Consider the following 16,520-nt stretch of genomic DNA (forward strand, 5'->3'; position numbering starts at 1 on the left):
ATGCGGTTTTCACTCTTTGCGCATATGGAGCGCGTTTCTGCTGAGCAGGATCAAAAAAAGCTATATGATGAATTTGTCGAACTGGCCAAAATAGCGGATGCGGGTGGCATGCACGCTGTGTGGACAGGCGAGCATCATAGCATGGACTTCACCATTTCACCGAACCCTATGCTCAATCTTATTGATCTCGCCACCAAGACAAAGAATGTCCGTCTCGGCACCGGAACGGTCATCGCTCCATTTTGGCATCCGATCCGTCTCGCTGGAGAGGCGGCGATGACGGATATGATCACCGAGGGGCGTCTTGAATTGGGCATAGCGCGCGGAGCGTATAGCTACGAATACGAACGTATAATGCCGGGTATGGATGCGTGGGAAGCTGGCCAGCGGATGCGTGAGTTGGTGCCAGCCGTGAAAGCCTTGTGGAAAGGTGATTATGCTCACGAAGGTGAATTTCATTCTTTTCCTTTGACAACCTCTTCTCCAAAACCTGTGCAAGAAGACGGGCCTCCGATCTGGATCGCTGCTCGTGATCCGAACAGCCATGAATTTGCGGTCAAAAATGGCTGCCATGTTCAGGTGACAGCTCTGTGGAAGGGCGACGAGGAAATCACGCATTTGATGAACAATTTCAAAGCAGCTTGCGCGGCGTTTCCCGACGTGCCTCGCCCGGACATCATGCTTTTAAACCATACATATATTGCATCTGATGCCGCAGATGCACGCAAGGCTGCTGAAGAAATAAACCGCTTCTATTGTTACTTCGGGGCATGGTTCATGAACAAAAGGCCTGTGGCGCAGGGCCTTATTCAGTCGCTTACCGAAGAAGAAATTGCGAACCATCCCTTTTATTCGCCGGAAGCTATGCAGCGGGATTTGGTTATCGGCACAGCTGATGATGCGATCAAACGGATCAAGACCTATGAGGCCATGGGCTATGATGAATATTCGTTCTGGATTGATAGCGGCATGAGTTTTGATCGCAAAAAAGCTTCTCTCGAACGTTTCATATCTGATGTCATGCCAGCCTTTAACTGAGGAAAACCCATGCAAGAATTCGAACAATATATTGGCGGGGTCTTTTCCAAAGGCTCAGCACAATTCGAAAGCCGTGACCCCGCTACAGGCAAAGTCTGGGCTCTGATGCCTGAAGCGCGTCAAGAGGATGTGAATGCAGCGGTTGAAGCAGCCGACGCCGCGTTTAGAGCACCGGAATGGGCAGGGATGACGCCCACGGCACGGGGCAAGCTGCTTATGAAGCTGGCAGATCTGATTGCCGAGAATGCGTCGCGTCTGGCGGAATATGAAACGCGCGATACTGGTAAGATTATTCGTGAAACATCGGCTCAGATTGCCTATGTGGCCGACTATTATCGGTATTACGCAGGACTCGCCGATAAGATTGAAGGCGCACATTTGCCAATCGACAAACCGGATATGGAGGTTTGGCTGCGTCGTGAACCAATCGGTGTGGTGGCGGCAGTCGTGCCGTGGAATTCGCAACTCTTTCTGTCTGCCGTGAAAATCGGACCAGCCTTAGCAGCAGGGTGTACAGTTGTTCTCAAAGCCTCCGAGACGGCTCCGGCGCCATTGCTGGAGTTTGCTCGAATTTTCGATCAGGCAGGTTTTCCGAAAGGCGTCTTGAATGTGATTACGGGCTTCGGGGCCGAATGTGGTTCGGTTCTCACCAGCCACCCAAAGGTGGCACATATTGCTTTTACCGGAGGGCCGGATACTGCACGTCATATCGTGCGCAACTCTGCGGAAAATCTCGCCTCTACGTCTTTGGAGCTTGGTGGCAAGTCGCCGTTTATTGTCTTTGAGGATGCTGACATAGAAAGCGCCGTGAATGCGCAGGTCTCAGGCATTTTCGCGGCAACAGGACAAAGTTGTGTGGCCGGGTCGCGGCTTTTGATTGCCAATTCCATCAAAGAGGATTTCTTAAGCCGGCTGAAAGAAAAAGCTGAATCTGTGGTGATTGGTTCGCCGCTGGATATGGCAACAGAAGTCGGCCCGCTATGTACTGAAACTCAACGCGAACTTGCGGTCAGGCTTGTGTCCCAATCCGTTGATGCGGGTGCGTCTCTCGTAACGGGAGGGGCAGCGATTGACGGTGAGGGAATTTATTTTCCGCCTACAATTGTAGACTGCTCCGAGGCTCCGAAGGCACCGTGTTTGACGCAGGAATTTTTTGGCCCGGTGCTTTCTGTTGTTGGTTTCGACACGGAAGAAGAAGCCCTGACATTAGCCAATGATACCGCATTTGGTCTCGCGTCCGGTGTGTTTACACGGGATTTAACCCGCGCTCACCGGATGATCCGTGGCATTCGCGCGGGGATCGTCTGGGTCAATACCTATCGCGCCGTCAGCCCCATAGCGCCATTCGGCGGGCATGGCCTGTCGGGACACGGGCGCGAAGGCGGGCTACAGGCTGCACTTGATTATACAAACGTCAAAACTGTCTGGCTGCGCACGAGCGACGAACCGATCCCCGATCCCTTTGTCATGCGCTGAGCCGCATCCTGCTTCGTTCCAACCCGCCAGCCTTAAAAGGCGGGACTTAAAATCAAAGCTAACCAACATGTGGAGTTTGAAATGTATCTGAAATCTGTGATCGCGGCCGTGTGTGTCGCTATCGCCTCTCCAGTTCTGGCCGATGATATGGTCTTCACCAGCTGGGGCGGCACTACACAAGACGCACAGTCAAAATTCTGGGCCGAGCCGTTTGGTGAGGCGAATGGCATCAAGGTCGTTCAAGACGGTCCCACCGACTACGGTAAACTCAAAGCGATGGTCGAAAGCGATGCGGTCAGCTGGGATGTGGTTGACGTGGAATTCGACTATGCTCTTCAAGCAGGAGAACAAGGGCTTTTGGAGCCATTGGATTTTTCCGTGATTGACAAAGACGCACTCGATCCGCGCTTTGTATCGGAGTATGCGGTTGGCTCTTTCTATTACTCCTTTGTTTTGGGGTATAACCCTTCGGCTTTCGGCAATACTGTACCTGCGACACTGACCGATTTGTTTGATACGGAAAAATTCCCCGGAAAACGAACATTTTACAAATGGTCGGCGCCAGGTGTGATCGAAGCGGCGCTGATTGCTGATGGCGTTGCGGCTGAAGACCTTTACCCGTTGGATCTCGATCGTGCCTTTGCAAAACTCGATACGATCAAGTCGGATATTATCTGGTGGTCTGGTGGCGCCCAATCCCAGCAACTCCTGGCGTCCGGCGAAGCCCCCATCGGGTTCTTCTGGAATGGCCGTCTTGCGGCGCTTGAGGCCGATGGTTTGGAAGTTGGCATCAGTTGGGACCAGAATATCACGGCTGCGGATGCATTGGTTGTGCCCAAAGGTACGAAAAACAAAGCCGCCGCCATGGAATTTATCGCTGCGGCAACCTCTGCAAAGGCCCAGGCAGAATTCGCAGCCGAAACAGGATATGCGCCGATCAACTTGGAATCGCCGGATATGATGGAGGCTGAAATCCGCAAATCCCTGCCAGACTCTTATAGTGAGAACCAAATCAACGCGAATATGGCTTATTGGGCCGAAAATCGTGATGAAATTGGCAACCGCTGGTACGCATGGCAGGCCGAATAATCCTGCTTCCTGGACGCTTTGCTGCGGAGATTATTTGTCTCCGCAGCCTTATATCAGGACATTACAATGACCATGACTGATACGCACAAACCGCACAGGTTGTCGCAAAAGGCACGTCAGATCGCTGGGCTCACTACACCGATCATGGTGTTACTTCTGGGTTTTTTCCTCGTTCCTGTGCTAATGCTGCTGACGCGTTCGGTGACAGAGCCCGAACCGGGATTGCAAAACTATGTCACTCTTTTCGGCACGCCTACCTATCTACGCATTTTTTTCAACACGTTTCTGGTCTCTACACTGGTAACCGTGATCACCGTTGCAATCGCTTTTCCTCTTTCATGGGGATTGGCGGTGTTTCCGAAACGGATCGCCGGCTTGATTTTCGGCCTCGTGTTGTTGTCTATGTGGACCAATCTTTTGGCACGCACATATGCGTGGATGGTGCTGCTGCAACGCACCGGCTTGATCAACCGTACCTTAATGGACCTTGGTTTGATTGATGAGCCATTGACCATGGTCAATAACCTTACAGGGGTGACCATCGGGATGGTCTATATCATGCTCCCTTTCATGGTGATGCCGCTTTACGGTGTCTTGTCCAAAATTGACCCCGGAATCTTACGTGCGGCTGCGCTATGCGGGGCGACACGTTTGCAGGTCTTGCGAATGGTTTTCTGGCCGCTCGCGCGACCAGGTGTCGCGTCAGGTGCCTTGATGGTGTTTGTGATGTCGCTCGGGTATTTCGTGACGCCTGCACTGTTGGGCGGGACGTCGAATATGATGGTTGCCGAACTTATCGCCCAACAGGTGCAAAGCCTTGTGAACTGGGGCATGGGCGGGGCGCTGGCCTTTGTTCTGCTTGTCATCACGTTTTTGCTCTATGCCGCGCAAATCCGGTTTAACACGCCCCAGGGAGGTCATTGAGATGCTTCTCGACTTTGATAAACTTGGCCCCTGGAAGTGGATATTGGGCATCATTGCTGCGCTGACCTGCCTGTTTTTACTTCTTCCCATCGTCTTTATCGTTGCACTGTCTTTCGGGTCGTCGCGCTGGCTTCAGTTCCCGCCGCCCGACTGGACATTGAAGTGGTATCAAGAACTCTTGGCAGATCCTCGCTGGATTGAAGCCGCTTGGACTTCGGCAAAGATCGGAGTTCTCGTAACGATCTTCTCAGTCGTGATCGGAGGTTTGGCGGCTCTGGCGCTTAACCGTCATAATTTTCGTGGGAAGGAAGTGCTGCGCGGCTTTTTTCTGACACCGATGGTGTTGCCTGTCGTGGTCTTTGCGGTCGCAATTTATGCGCTATTTCTCAAACTTGGTCTTGGTGGCACCCTGTTTGGTTTTGTTGTCGCGCATCTTGTGCTTGCTCTGCCATTTTCGGCCATTGCGATCTCGGGCGCGTTAGAGAATTTCGATAAATCTATCGAAGATGCCGCAATCCTCTGCGGTGCAAGCCCGTGGGAGGCCCGCTGGCGTGTCACCATCCCCTCCATCAAGCATGGTATCTTCTCCGCTGCCATCTTCTCTTTTCTTGTCAGCTGGGATGAGGTCGTGGTCGCGATCTTTATGGCCAGCCCGACGTTGCAAACATTGCCAGTGCGCATCTGGTCAACCCTGAGACAAGACCTCACACCAGTGATTGCTGCCGCATCCACACTCCTTCTGGGTTTGACGCTTGTATTGATGCTTGTGTCCGCCCTTTTGAAAAAAGGAAAATCCAAATGACCGACTATTTGCACATCCACGGCATTCGCAAAGAGTTCGGCGATGTTGTCGCGACGGAACATGTTGAGTTGAAGGTTGAGCAAGGGGAGTTCATGACCTTTCTCGGGCCATCCGGATCGGGCAAGTCCACGACATTGTATATCCTTGCAGGTTTTCAGGAGCCAACTGCGGGTGACATACTGCTAAATGGCAAGTCGGTTCTTGGTATCCCGTCCAACAAGCGCAACATTGGTATGGTATTTCAACGCTATACTTTGTTCCCTCATATGAGCGTGGCAGACAATGTCGCTTTCCCGCTAACCGTGCGCAAAACGCCGAAGGCGGAGATTGCAGAGCGGGTTGCGAAGGTGCTCAAGCTGGTACGTCTCGAAGGGTATGAAGATCGAATGCCCGCGCAGATGTCAGGCGGCCAACAGCAAAGGGTCGCTCTGGCCCGTGCTCTTGTTTACGATCCACCCGTTTTGTTGATGGATGAACCTTTATCTGCGCTCGACAAAAAGTTGCGGGAGGAAATTCAGCATGAAATCCGGCGTATCCATCAGGAAACCGGCGTAACCGTTCTCTATGTAACCCACGACCAGGAAGAAGCGCTGCGCCTATCTGACCGAATCGCGATCTTTAATCAAGGCCGCATCGAACAGGTCGGGACTGGGCCAGAACTTTATGCACATCCGGCAACACATTTCGTTGCGGATTTTATAGGGAACAATGCATTTCTGTCTGGTTCACTTGCGGGTAAGGTTGATGGAAAGGCATCGTTCCGTTTTCCGGACGGCACAGAGTTGAACGGTGTTCCTCTTCATGGTGAAGGTACTTCGGGCTCTGCAGCGGAATTGATGTTGCGTCCTGAACGTATTGATTTGGCTACCACAGCGGGCGGGGAAGGGGCCTCTCTTCCGGTGAGTGTGAGCGATATTTCATTCCTTGGCGACTGTACTTCGGTTGAGGCTATGACGAGTTGGGGAGAACCGCTCAATATCCGCTTAAACTTCGGTCACTCATTGATCCAGGGAATCTCGCGTGGAGATAATCTCTATGTAAACTGGAACTGTGAGGATGCGCACGTTTTCGTCAAAACATGACTCCTAACAGATATTATTCTGTAAAAGGCGGGGGTATCTCCCGCCTTTTTTATTGCATCCAAATTTTTTAATGCCTTGTGTTTTTTTGGGTTGGTATTGTTCATAAATTTTAGGTTGAAGTGAACGGTTCTTGATCGCTTTCAGCTTTAGGTGGTTTTTTCCCTTACTCAAGAGGGACAGTCCTTGACAGGTTGGGTAATTAGATATCCCTATTATGGTATGCCATAATACAAAACTAATCCAACAGGTTCAAAATGACGTACAAAGCTCTCAAACTCTCTTTCGTTTTCACCGTCGGACTTGCCTCCGCCGCAGTTGCTCAAGAGTGCTCTCCCAAAATTGACGATTCCCTTCTTACCGAACCGGGAAAATTGACCATGGCGGTTAGCCCGACACTACCGCCGATGGCCTATGCTGAGTCCGACGGCACGCTTAAAGGGTTGCGCATCGAACTTGGTGTCGAACTGGCTAAGCGCCTCTGCCTCGAGCCGGATTTTATTTCGACAGAATATGCAACGATGGTTCCTGGCCTCAAAGGCGGGCGTTGGGACGTGATTGATGCGGGGCTTTTTGTCACTGAAGAACGGCTGAAAATCCTCTATATGATCCCCTATGAAAACCTCGCAATTTCCATTTCTACCTCGGTCGAAGGCGCGGAGATCTCGAGTGTTGAAGATCTCTCCGGCCGTCGCATCAGCACGGATATTGGTGGATATGCTGAACGGAAAATGCGTGAGCTGAATGTCGATTTCGAAGCTGATGGTTTGGAGCCGATGGATATTGCGCTGTTTGATAACTACGCGACTGTCTATCAAGCATTGCGCGCGGGACAAGTTGAGGCAGCTGTATCCATTGATCCGGTGGCGAAACTCTATCAGGAGACCGGTGAATTCACCCATGCGCTTTCGGGTATGTATGCCACTCCTGGATCGCTTTCCTTTGATAACCTTGAGGTTGCTGAGGCGGTGACTGCAGCCATGCAAGAGATGAATGAGGATGGCTGGCTGCCCGAGCTGATGGGCACATATGGTGTCAGCCAAGCGGATGACGGAGAAATCCGCCTCAAAGGTCCGAACCTTTAAGCGAGCTCATACCATTTTGACAGCTTCGATGGCTTCTGGCTGTCGGAGCTTGTCTCAATAGACAACGAAAAGGAAAACGCCGTGAAAGGTTGGAACTGGGATGGGTTCTTTGAGTACCTGACCAATACATACATGCTGGAAGGAGCAATGGTGACTCTCGGGTTGACTATTGCGGCCATGAGTCTTGGTCTTCTGGTGGGCTTCTTTATCGCGTTGATGCGGATGAGCCCTTATAAAATGCTGCGTACAGTCGCATATTTTTATACTTGGGTGGTGCGTGGCACGCCTTTGCTGGTTCAGTTGATTATCATTTATACTGGTTTGCCCCAGCTTGGGATCAAGTTTTCTGTTCTTGAGTCAACCCTGATCGGGCTGGTGATCAATGAGGCTGCCTATCTGTCCGAGATCATTCGTTCGGGGATAAGTTCGGTGCCAAAAGGGCAAACCAATGCTGCTTTGGCCATTGGCATGACCAATATCCAGAAAATGCGCTACATCATTGCGCCGCAAGCCGCGCGCATTATGATCCCACCTCTTGGGAACTCTGTTAATGGCTGCCTCAAAACCACGTCAATCGCTTCAGTAATCTCCATGGAGGAGCTTCTGCGGCGTACCCAAGTACTTATTCAGGAAAAGTTTATGGTGCTCGAATTGTTCGTTGTGGCGGCGCTTTATTACCTGCTGATGACAACCATGTGGGATTTGGTTCAACGACGGATCGAACGTCATTTCGGACGTGGCTATGACATTAAAGCTGACACAAGTGAACAAAAATGAGGGACAGGATGATGGAACCAATGATTGTCATGGACAGTGTCAACAAATGGTATGGTGCGAATTTTCAGGTCCTTAAGGATTGTTCCCTTAATGTTGCCTCCGGAGAAGTGGTCGTTGTGTGTGGGCCGTCCGGTTCTGGAAAGTCCACGCTGATCAAATGTGTCAATGGGTTGGAGCCGGTTCAAAGCGGCAAGATAACGATTGAAGGCACTGAGGTGACAAGCGCAAAGACCAATATGCCGAAACTTCGGGCCCATGTCGGGATGGTGTTTCAGCATTTTGACCTTTTTCCCCATATGACCGTGCTCGAAAACCTATGTATTGGTCAGGAAAAGGTGCTTGGACGTTCCCACAAAGATGCTGAGGAAAAAGCCGATGCGCTTCTGGAGCGGGTGGGCATGACAGCACATGCGCATAAATACCCAATCCAGCTTTCCGGTGGGCAACAACAGAGGATTGCAATTGCCCGAGCCTTGGCAATGGACCCGATTGCTATGCTGTTTGATGAACCCACATCTGCACTTGATCCGGAAATGATCAATGAAGTTCTGGATGTGATGGTCGGACTTGCGAAAGAAGGCATGACCATGATTGTCGTAACCCATGAGATGGGTTTCGCCCGCAAAGTCGCGGATCGAGTGGTGTTTATGGATGGTGGCGAGGTGATTGAAGACGGTCCAACAGCTAACTTCTTTGCTGCGCCGAAAAGCCAACGTGCAGTCGACTTTCTCTCCAAGATTTTGCAGCATTGAACATGCAGATACTCATTCCAAGTGATATCCGCTCTCATGCTGGTGCAAGCGCAAAATTGGGCTCTGTTCTGGTCGGGCTGGGCTGTTGTCACCCGTTGATTGTTGTTGATCCAATCGTGTTTGACTTGGATCTGTGTGGCCCCGCCTTTGCGGACCTGAACGAGCGGAATATTCACTTTTCTGTATATACCAACGTGTCGCCCGATCCAACCATTGAAGAGGCCCGTTCCGCTGCGGATTTGGCGAGACAAAACGGTGCCGACTGCGTCGTTGGGATCGGTGGTGGCAGTGCGATGGATATTGCCAAAGTCTCTGCGCTTTTGGCTGTGCAAGACGGGGATATCCGAGATTTTTCCGTGCCTCGTATTGTTGATGAACTGGCTCTTCCAATAGTGTGCATCCCAACTACGGCAGGCACGGGGAGCGAAGTGACCCGTGCGGCAGTGATCAGTGACGCGAACACCCATGAAAAGCTGTTGCTTTTGGGGCGCGCCCTTTTGCCCAATGCGGCCATTCTTGATGTCGACCTGACCATGAGTTGTCCGTTTCGGGTTACAGCTGATAGCGGTTTGGATGCGCTGTCGCATGCGCTTGAAGCTTTAGTCAATCGTCATGCAACGCCATTTTCAGACGGGGTGGCCTGCGAAGCATTGCGATTGATCGGCCAAAACCTTGAGAGGGCAGCGCATTCACCTGAAGATAGGGATGCGCGGCAGGCAATGTTAGAAGGGGCAATGCTGGCGGGGATCGCAGTTTCACACACTTCAACAGCCTTAATCCATGGCATGAGCCGCCCCATCGGAGCGGCGTTCCATGTGCCACATGGCATGTCAAATGCGATGCTGATGCCCTTGATCACGGAATGGTCGTCCCACGCAGATCCGGCTCGCTATGCTCGTGCGGCGCAGGCATTGGGGGCAGGGGAAAACGAACAGGATTTGGTGCGCAAGCTGTCTTCGTTCAATGTCAGCCTTAAAGTTCCACGGCTGCGGGAACGTGAGTTTTCGGAACAAGAATATCGCAGAAAAATTCCTGAAATGACGCGACAGGCTCTCATTTCAGGGACCCCGAGTAATAATCCACGTTTAGGCACGGCTGAGGAAATTTCAGCGCTATATCATACTCTTTGGGATAGGGCCTGATCTACCAGCGTCTCCGTAAGAAAGACATGTGCTCCGTTGCGTTTTGGAGCGCATGTCTTCATGCCTCTGTGAGCTGTTTTCGCGCAATTTCCGAAGCGGTGTCGATATGGGCGTGCACAGCCTCTTCAGCCGCATCAGGGTCGTTGGCTTTAATGGCTTCATAGATTCGAGTCATCTGAGCAAATCCTGCGCGATGCCGGTCTGATGTGGATAGGGTCATGCTGCGTAGTCGGCTAATTCTACCGTTTAGGCGATTGACCACATCCCACGAAATCTCATGCCCTGCTGCCGTAAATATCTTATTGTAAAACGCAGCGGAGGCTGAGAATAAAACTTGGGGCGAACCGCTTTCATAGGCGGCGCCAAGCGCGTCGAGAGCGACTTTCAATTCGGATTTGGTTTGAGTGTCGGCGCAAGCAGCACAATCTCTGGCCGCATCAGTTTCGAGCAAACGCCGTATCTTGTATATCTGTTTTGCTTGGGGCCAGTCTAAATGCGCTACTATGGGACCTCGATTTGGCAAAAACTCAACCAAACCTTCTGCTTCAAGATAACGGATAGCTTCACGCACAACAGTACGGGATACGCCAAGCTGATCGCACAAGGTGCGTTCCACCAGACGTTCGCCAGATTTGAAAAAACCGCTCAGTATAGCTTCTCGCATTTTATCTGTGACAATATTACGAAGCGTCTGAGGAGGTTGATCGATTTTCAGGTTGGTCATGGGTGTGTATGTCATATTTGAAGAATACAGGTTTGAAAGAATAAGAACACCGCATCCGTAGATGAAAATTACAATATTTTTTTGCGAATGCGCTCAGAAACCGGCCAGCCCAGAGCAACGCCATCTTAACGAATATTCCTCAGCGCCTAAAGTTCAGACTCGTAGGACAATTATCTTTTCATATTGCAAGGCGGGGGTCAGGTCACATCTACTGGATCAATTGTCGTTTTCTCCCGTAGGTGTGGGAGCGTCATCCAGAGTTTCCGCTGTCTTCAGTGCCTTGATAACCCTCGCGGTGGCGGCCAGGCGCGCATGTGCAGAGGCGAGGGGGCGGTAGAATTCAGATCGCACGTCTCGCCCTTCCGGATTCAATTTCCATCCCAGACTCTTCAATGCCAGTTCGGCAGCCTCTCGTACTTCATGGCGTCGGGGGCGGTCGGTGACCCGTGGTTCCACGTGGGCGATATCGTAATCTTCGCAGGAATAATGACGCTGTACTTCGAGGAATACGAGCATGCCGGGGAACTGCGCGTCGAGCCAGTTTGCAACGTCACGAGCGTCAACGTCGAGTTGCCTGGCTGCGTCCCTTGAACGCTGCATTGCCGCCAGTTCTTCGGGTGTGCGATGGATTTGAAATGTCATGCTACCGTCCTGATCTTTGCTCTGTGGGCGATTAGGTAAGATGTCTCGATAATCATTGATTTATGTAAGGCCGGTCAATTCTCAATTCACAGCAAGGACGAAGAGGGGCACCTGGGCCTCGGGTTTTAGCTGTTGTGAAACTGTCTCAAATGATGACAGGTTTTTGATAGTCGATAATGGCGATCGTTTCGTCTTGTCCCAACACCTGGCCGGCCCGTGCGATCCAAGCATGGCTGAATAAGAGAGTGGCACCAGATAGTGGCACGAAACCCCGTTAAAACTTTAAAATAATATGATTATTAGATATTTAATGGTTTAGTGTAGTGGCGTGAAAGACCCTGAAATGACGGCAATCATCATTGCCCCAAGCTGGATCGAGCCGGCCCGGATTGAGGAGAATATCAAGATCGAGCTGGCCGATGCCTCGCTGGAGCTTGTGCGGGCGAGTGAGGGGCTGGGTGCAGGTCTTGCGCCTGCAACCCTGGGGCAGGTGGCTGCGATGATCCGGGTGATGAACAGCTATTATTCGAACCGTATAGAGGGCAACAATACCCGTCCACGCGAGATCGAGGCGGCACTTGCTGGCAGTTTTGATGAAGATCCGCACCGTCGTGCCTTGCAGCGGGAATCTGCAGTACAAGGTGTAATTTTCGACGTTCTGCTTCCTCGGCGGGAGCCAGCTGGGCACCAATCACTATGACCGTCCTGCCCTGTGGTCTGCAATTCGAGCTAATTGCGCAATGGAAGGGTCGCATTTTGGCTATGGCATGGGGCTATTGAAGCCCCATGCCTATGAGAAACCCGTCATGACAAGGTTTTGGGCTGTGTCTGAAACAGGCGACAGGGTTTAGCTGGAGGTTTGTTCCAGCTTGGTAAGGTGCGGCCGCTATCATATTGGTCAGGTCCGGGCCGCGAGAGGGCCTCGATCCTGCTTTGCCTGGCGCCAGATATGGTGTGCCAGCGCCATGCATGCCAGCCCCAACCCAAATAACGTCATACCGTGCCAGCCTGCGATGCTCATCACCTTGACGCCGAGTGCGGAGCCAATCGCAGCGGCAATGTAGTAGCCGAGCATGTAGACAGCGTTCATTCGGCCTTGGGCGGCGGGATCAATTGAGAAAACCCGCACTTGGTTCGGTATCTGCGCGCCGAACACTCCGATGTCGAGCAGGATGATCCCGACCACCAGACCGATAAGACTGTCGCCCCAGATCGCCAGAACGATAAACGACGACACCACCAATCCAAGCGCCACGGTGATGATCCGTGCTGACCCATGGGTGTCGACGAGTTTGCCTGACAGTTTCGCCCCCACGATACCTGCCATGCCAACCAGCCCGAACATGCCCGCCTGCTGGACATTGTAGGAAAACGGCGCATCCGTGACATGGATGGCAAGCGTTGCCCAGAGCGCGTTGAAGGCCGCGAACCACAGAGCTCCGGTCAGGGCGCTTTCACGCAAGAGCTTGTGTTGGCGGATCAGTCCGAACATCGAAGCAATCAACGCCGGATAGGTGAGCGAAACCTTCGGCTTGTTGTCTGGCAGGTTCATGCGCAGCAAGACACCGAACAATGCGGCCAGCCCGGCGGCGACCAGGAACACTGATCGCCAACCAAAGTATTCCGCGATCGTTCCGCTGACAGTGCGGGACAAAAGGATGCCGACTGTCAAACCCGTCATCAGCGTCCCCATGACTGCGCCTTTGCGGGCGGGGTCTGCCAGCGATGCCCCGATGGGCAGTAACTGCTGGGTAATGTTCGCGCCCAGCCCCACGACGAAGAAAGCGACGGCCAGAACGGCAAATCCGGGGGCGGCGAAGACGGCAAGCAGCGCCAGCGTCAGAAGAACAGACAGAAAGCCGATCAGGCTGCGGCGGCTCATGACATCACCAAGAGGCGAGATCAGTAGGATCGCAACGGCATAGCCCAACTGCGTGGACGAGGGGATCAGCCCTACAGCCCCGTCATCAAGTTGGAAACTCTGTTGGATAGAGGGCAGTAGGGGTTGATTGTAATAGAGATTGGCCGCAGTGGCAGATATGGCCGTCGCCATCAGCAACAGCAACGGTCGCGACAAAACTGCCGGATTGGATGTGTCAGTCATAAGAACGCCTCCAAGCCCGCTCAAACGGATTCTGCGGCATAGGCCGGATCAAGCGGCACGTCGGCCAGGTGGTCGAGGTAGTTGGTCAGCGTCTTCATCGCGATGGCGCTGAGCAGGTCGATCAGCTGCGTCTGTGTATAGCCCGCCGCAAAGAAGGCTTCGCGCGTCTCCACAGCCAGATATCCCTTGCGCGCGACCAGTTCACGAACCGTTGCTATGAGCGCGTCATATTTCGCCTCGCCGCTCGGCGCTTTGTCGCGGGTCGCGGCTACGATTTCGGCGGGCAGCTTGAACCCTCTTTTGAGGGCCGTGGAGTGAGCAGCCGTGCAATAGTCGCAGTCGTTCTCGACACTGATGGCCAGGAAGATGATCTGTTGTTCGATAGGCTTGAAGCCGGCCTGCGCGAAATTAACGCCAATCGCGGCATAGTTCTGCAGCGTTACAGGTGCGTTTGCCATCGCTCCCACGATGTTCGGAATTTTACCGAACTTCTTATGGATGCCCTTAAGGGTCGGTTTGATGTCATCTGCGGCGGTCTCAAGAGATTGAGTGGGAAGGTCGATTTTATCTGTCATGTCCGGTTTCCGAAGGGCTGTCGCGGCTTGGTGCGCTGCGTGTTCGGGGCGGATGTAAGGAGTCTTCGAGTATAAGAGAAATGTTAATAATTGATCACATCTATACTTTATTTGTATAAATTAGGTCATGGAAATCCGAACCCTGAAAACTTTCGTCACCGTTGCAAATCTAAAAGGCTTCACTGCTGCTGCGCGTGCGTTGAATACCGTTCAACCCGCCGTCAGCCGCCAGATATCCGAGCTTGAACAAGAACTTGGTGTTAGTCTGTTCTGGCGGTCCACTCGCGAGGTTCGCATTACTGCGGCCGGAGAGGCACTGCTGCGCGAAGCAACGGAGATACTCGCCCACGAAGAACGCACCCGTCATTTGGTGCGACAAACAGGAGAGGGCCGGTTGGGACGGCTTCGGATCGGGTTTATCAGCTCCGCGGTGCAGCCCTTCCTACCCGGTCTTGTTCGAGAGTTCTCCACATGTTTTCCGCAGGTTCAGGTCTCGCTCTACGAAATGACGGCCGCTGAGCAACACAAAGCGCTTGAGGCGGGACAGATCGACATCGCCTTGTCACGAGCTCTTCCTCTAACAGCATCTGATTATTTCGAAAGCGTGGAACTCTATACCGATCATCTCGTCGCGTTTCTGCCGGAAGGGCATGCGCTGGCGTCGGAACCAGAAATTGAGCTATTCGCCATGTCGCCGCATCCCTTCGTCCTGTTCCAGCGTGAAGGTGCGCCGGATCTTTTTGATCAAGTGGTCAGCGCCTGTCTGCGCGCGGGCTTTTCCCCTCAGACAGTGGTGCAGCCCAACTCTATGCAGGCCGTATTGACAGCTGTTGGCTCAGGCCTCGGCGTTACTCTTGCCCCGGCATGCATCAGACATTTGAACACGGTAGGCTGTGTATCTCGCGCGGTCATTGACGTCAGCGAAACCATTCCGCTTCAACTTCACTTTCGTGGCGACCGGATCGAAGCGGCGACCAGAGCCTTTGTTACGCTACTGAGAAATAGGAGCAAAGACATTCGTAAAGATATGGAATTGAGGGATTGTCCCGGGGGTGGCCTCGCGCACCGCGCGCGCTGTGATCAATATACTGAGTGATGACGGCGCCCTCAGCTCTGATACTCCGGGATACGCGATGGAGCGAAGGTTCCCGAGCCAGGCCCATTTGTTGTTTTTTACTCGCATCTTCGAGGGTTAAGTCAGCAGTGAGGAAATGTCCGGAGAGAATTGTTCAGGTGTGCCAATATCGCACATACCAAACCGATTCCCAGTTCGTCGCGGCTTTTATCCTTTCCGCGTTCTGCCCGAGGAGAGCTGCCAGCGCTTCCAGAAAGCCACCGATGGAAATGCCCTTCAAATATAACCAAGGTAACAATTCTTCGATCGGCTTGGCTTTCCGCAGATAGGGAGGCAAAATCGACGACGTATACTGGACCTTCTCGGTCGCCTCACTACGGTGACGCACCCGAGGCACATGCACCCTCACGGGGCCGACCCCGGTCATCACCTCGCGTTCAGGCAAATACCCATGCCGGACAAGACGGGCGCGGCCTTCTTCCGTGGTTTCGTGTTTGTAGGCTTCCAATAATGCGGCCAGTTCAGCTTTAACGGCTTGCTCGATGAGTTGTCGCGCGTCGAATCGTAAAATCTCGGTCAGCGGGTCAGTCGAAAATCCGGATGCATGTAAGCCTTTCACAATTAACTTGGGGCACAAGTTGAGTGTGAAAGGCCGTTCACATCAATATGTTGTGCTGTGTATTTTGGACCATTGGAGCATAAATTTTTCGCGAAACGTTTCAGGCAAGCTGGTGATGGTAGTCTTCGTCATGTGGCATATCCCTCTCTCTTTGGAGAATTGACGGCGTTCTGAACACCGCCATGATATGCCGCCCCTACGGGCCGTCACCACCTTTTAGGCATTACTCTCGAGCTCGTTGCTGAGTCCCCTGTGTGTAAACGTGCGCTACGAAATCCCGCTCTGACAATTACAGACAGTCTTAAAATTTGTCTGTAATTTCATGTGATGAATGTGAAAAGTGCCCCGCGAGGGGCCAGCCCCTGACGATAAATGTTGATGCACCGTTCGGCAGTCATATTCTTGTTCTTGACTTGATGTGGTAAGGATTATTCCTTACATTCGATGTATTAATAAGGAGTTTCGCATGACGCGCCGAAGGAACACAGAAATGACGATGGATTTCATGACGCATTTGCCATCAACTGTGTCTCCTGCAGGTTCTTCACGCAGCGGGGGATTCTCAGGGCATGGTGCATCGGGAATTCTCGATGAAAGTGAGGTGCCCCTCATTTCCT

Annotated in this window: 16 protein-coding genes and 1 pseudogene; 12 read left to right on the top strand and 5 right to left on the bottom strand. The window is 52.5% G+C overall.

Going from position 1 to position 16,520, the window contains the following annotated elements:
* The 10 genes from KO492_RS07395 (at position 1) to KO492_RS07440 (ending at position 10,164) form a co-directional block, all read left to right on the top strand.
* The gene (locus tag KO492_RS07395; protein ID WP_216044372.1) at positions 1 to 1,038 is read left to right on the top strand and encodes an LLM class flavin-dependent oxidoreductase; all 1,038 of its coding nucleotides are present in this window, start codon (positions 1 to 3) and stop codon (positions 1,036 to 1,038) included.
* Between the two features lie 9 nt (positions 1,039 to 1,047).
* Positions 1,048 to 2,514 carry an aldehyde dehydrogenase gene (locus KO492_RS07400; protein WP_216044373.1) on the top strand — a complete coding sequence of 489 codons (1,467 nt, stop codon included), beginning with the start codon at positions 1,048 to 1,050 and terminating at the stop codon, positions 2,512 to 2,514.
* 81 nt (positions 2,515 to 2,595) lie between these two features.
* Positions 2,596 to 3,603: an ABC transporter substrate-binding protein gene (locus KO492_RS07405; protein ID WP_216044374.1), complete on the top strand. Its 1,008-nt coding sequence runs from the start codon at positions 2,596 to 2,598 to the stop codon at positions 3,601 to 3,603.
* A 66-nt stretch (positions 3,604 to 3,669) separates the two neighbouring features.
* Complete coding sequence (locus tag KO492_RS07410) at positions 3,670 to 4,527, top strand: ABC transporter permease (RefSeq protein ID WP_216044375.1); 858 nt, start codon at positions 3,670 to 3,672, stop codon at positions 4,525 to 4,527.
* A 1-nt stretch (position 4,528) separates the two neighbouring features.
* Entirely contained in the window at positions 4,529 to 5,329 is an 801-nt protein-coding gene (locus tag KO492_RS07415) for an ABC transporter permease (protein WP_216044376.1), read from the top strand.
* On the top strand, positions 5,326 to 6,411 hold the full coding sequence (locus KO492_RS07420; protein WP_216044377.1) for an ABC transporter ATP-binding protein: 1,086 nt from the start codon (positions 5,326 to 5,328) through the stop codon (positions 6,409 to 6,411). Before KO492_RS07415 ends, KO492_RS07420 begins: the two co-directional genes overlap by 4 nt.
* A 254-nt stretch (positions 6,412 to 6,665) precedes the next feature.
* On the top strand, positions 6,666 to 7,493 hold the full coding sequence (locus KO492_RS07425) for a transporter substrate-binding domain-containing protein (RefSeq protein ID WP_216044378.1): 828 nt from the start codon (positions 6,666 to 6,668) through the stop codon (positions 7,491 to 7,493).
* Between the two features lie 81 nt (positions 7,494 to 7,574).
* Entirely contained in the window at positions 7,575 to 8,270 is a 696-nt protein-coding gene (locus KO492_RS07430) for an amino acid ABC transporter permease (RefSeq protein ID WP_216044379.1), read from the top strand.
* 20 nt (positions 8,271 to 8,290) lie between these two features.
* Positions 8,291 to 9,022 carry an amino acid ABC transporter ATP-binding protein gene (locus tag KO492_RS07435; RefSeq protein WP_216044393.1) on the top strand — a complete coding sequence of 244 codons (732 nt, stop codon included), beginning with the start codon at positions 8,291 to 8,293 and terminating at the stop codon, positions 9,020 to 9,022.
* Positions 9,023 to 9,024: 2 nt separating this feature from the next.
* On the top strand, positions 9,025 to 10,164 hold the full coding sequence (locus tag KO492_RS07440) for an iron-containing alcohol dehydrogenase (protein ID WP_216044380.1): 1,140 nt from the start codon (positions 9,025 to 9,027) through the stop codon (positions 10,162 to 10,164).
* A 58-nt stretch (positions 10,165 to 10,222) separates the two neighbouring features.
* Here the strand turns inward: KO492_RS07440 and KO492_RS07445 are convergent, their stop codons facing one another.
* Both KO492_RS07445 and KO492_RS07450 read right to left on the bottom strand, forming a co-directional pair.
* Positions 10,223 to 10,888 (bottom strand): GntR family transcriptional regulator, encoded by a 666-nt coding sequence (locus tag KO492_RS07445; RefSeq protein WP_252735430.1) that lies wholly within the window; start codon positions 10,886 to 10,888, stop codon positions 10,223 to 10,225.
* Positions 10,889 to 11,104: 216 nt separating this feature from the next.
* On the bottom strand, positions 11,105 to 11,530 hold the full coding sequence (locus KO492_RS07450; RefSeq protein WP_216044382.1) for a hypothetical protein: 426 nt from the start codon (positions 11,528 to 11,530) through the stop codon (positions 11,105 to 11,107).
* A 343-nt stretch (positions 11,531 to 11,873) separates the two neighbouring features.
* On the opposite strand from KO492_RS07450, the gene KO492_RS07455 reads away from it, so the two are divergent.
* Complete coding sequence (locus KO492_RS07455) at positions 11,874 to 12,230, top strand: hypothetical protein (RefSeq protein WP_216044383.1); 357 nt, start codon at positions 11,874 to 11,876, stop codon at positions 12,228 to 12,230.
* 198 nt (positions 12,231 to 12,428) lie between these two features.
* On the opposite strand, the gene KO492_RS07460 is transcribed toward KO492_RS07455, so the two are convergent.
* A complete protein-coding gene (locus tag KO492_RS07460; protein WP_216044384.1) occupies positions 12,429 to 13,634 on the bottom strand; it encodes an MFS transporter in 1,206 nt (401 codons plus the stop codon).
* A gap of 20 nt (positions 13,635 to 13,654) precedes the next feature.
* Positions 13,655 to 14,209, bottom strand: a complete 555-nt coding sequence (locus KO492_RS07465; protein ID WP_216044385.1) for a carboxymuconolactone decarboxylase family protein — start codon at positions 14,207 to 14,209, stop codon at positions 13,655 to 13,657.
* Positions 14,210 to 14,336: 127 nt separating this feature from the next.
* On the opposite strand from KO492_RS07465, the gene KO492_RS07470 reads away from it, so the two are divergent.
* Positions 14,337 to 15,305 carry a LysR family transcriptional regulator gene (locus KO492_RS07470; RefSeq protein WP_216044386.1) on the top strand — a complete coding sequence of 323 codons (969 nt, stop codon included), beginning with the start codon at positions 14,337 to 14,339 and terminating at the stop codon, positions 15,303 to 15,305.
* A gap of 175 nt (positions 15,306 to 15,480) precedes the next feature.
* Here the strand turns inward: KO492_RS07470 and KO492_RS07475 are convergent.
* Positions 15,481 to 15,921: pseudogene (locus tag KO492_RS07475) on the bottom strand (transposase); the annotation flags it as partial.
* Positions 15,922 to 16,520 lie beyond the last annotated feature (599 nt).

This window comes from Celeribacter halophilus, from assembly GCF_018860305.1.
In the GTDB taxonomy this organism is placed as follows: domain Bacteria; phylum Pseudomonadota; class Alphaproteobacteria; order Rhodobacterales; family Rhodobacteraceae; genus Celeribacter; species Celeribacter halophilus_A.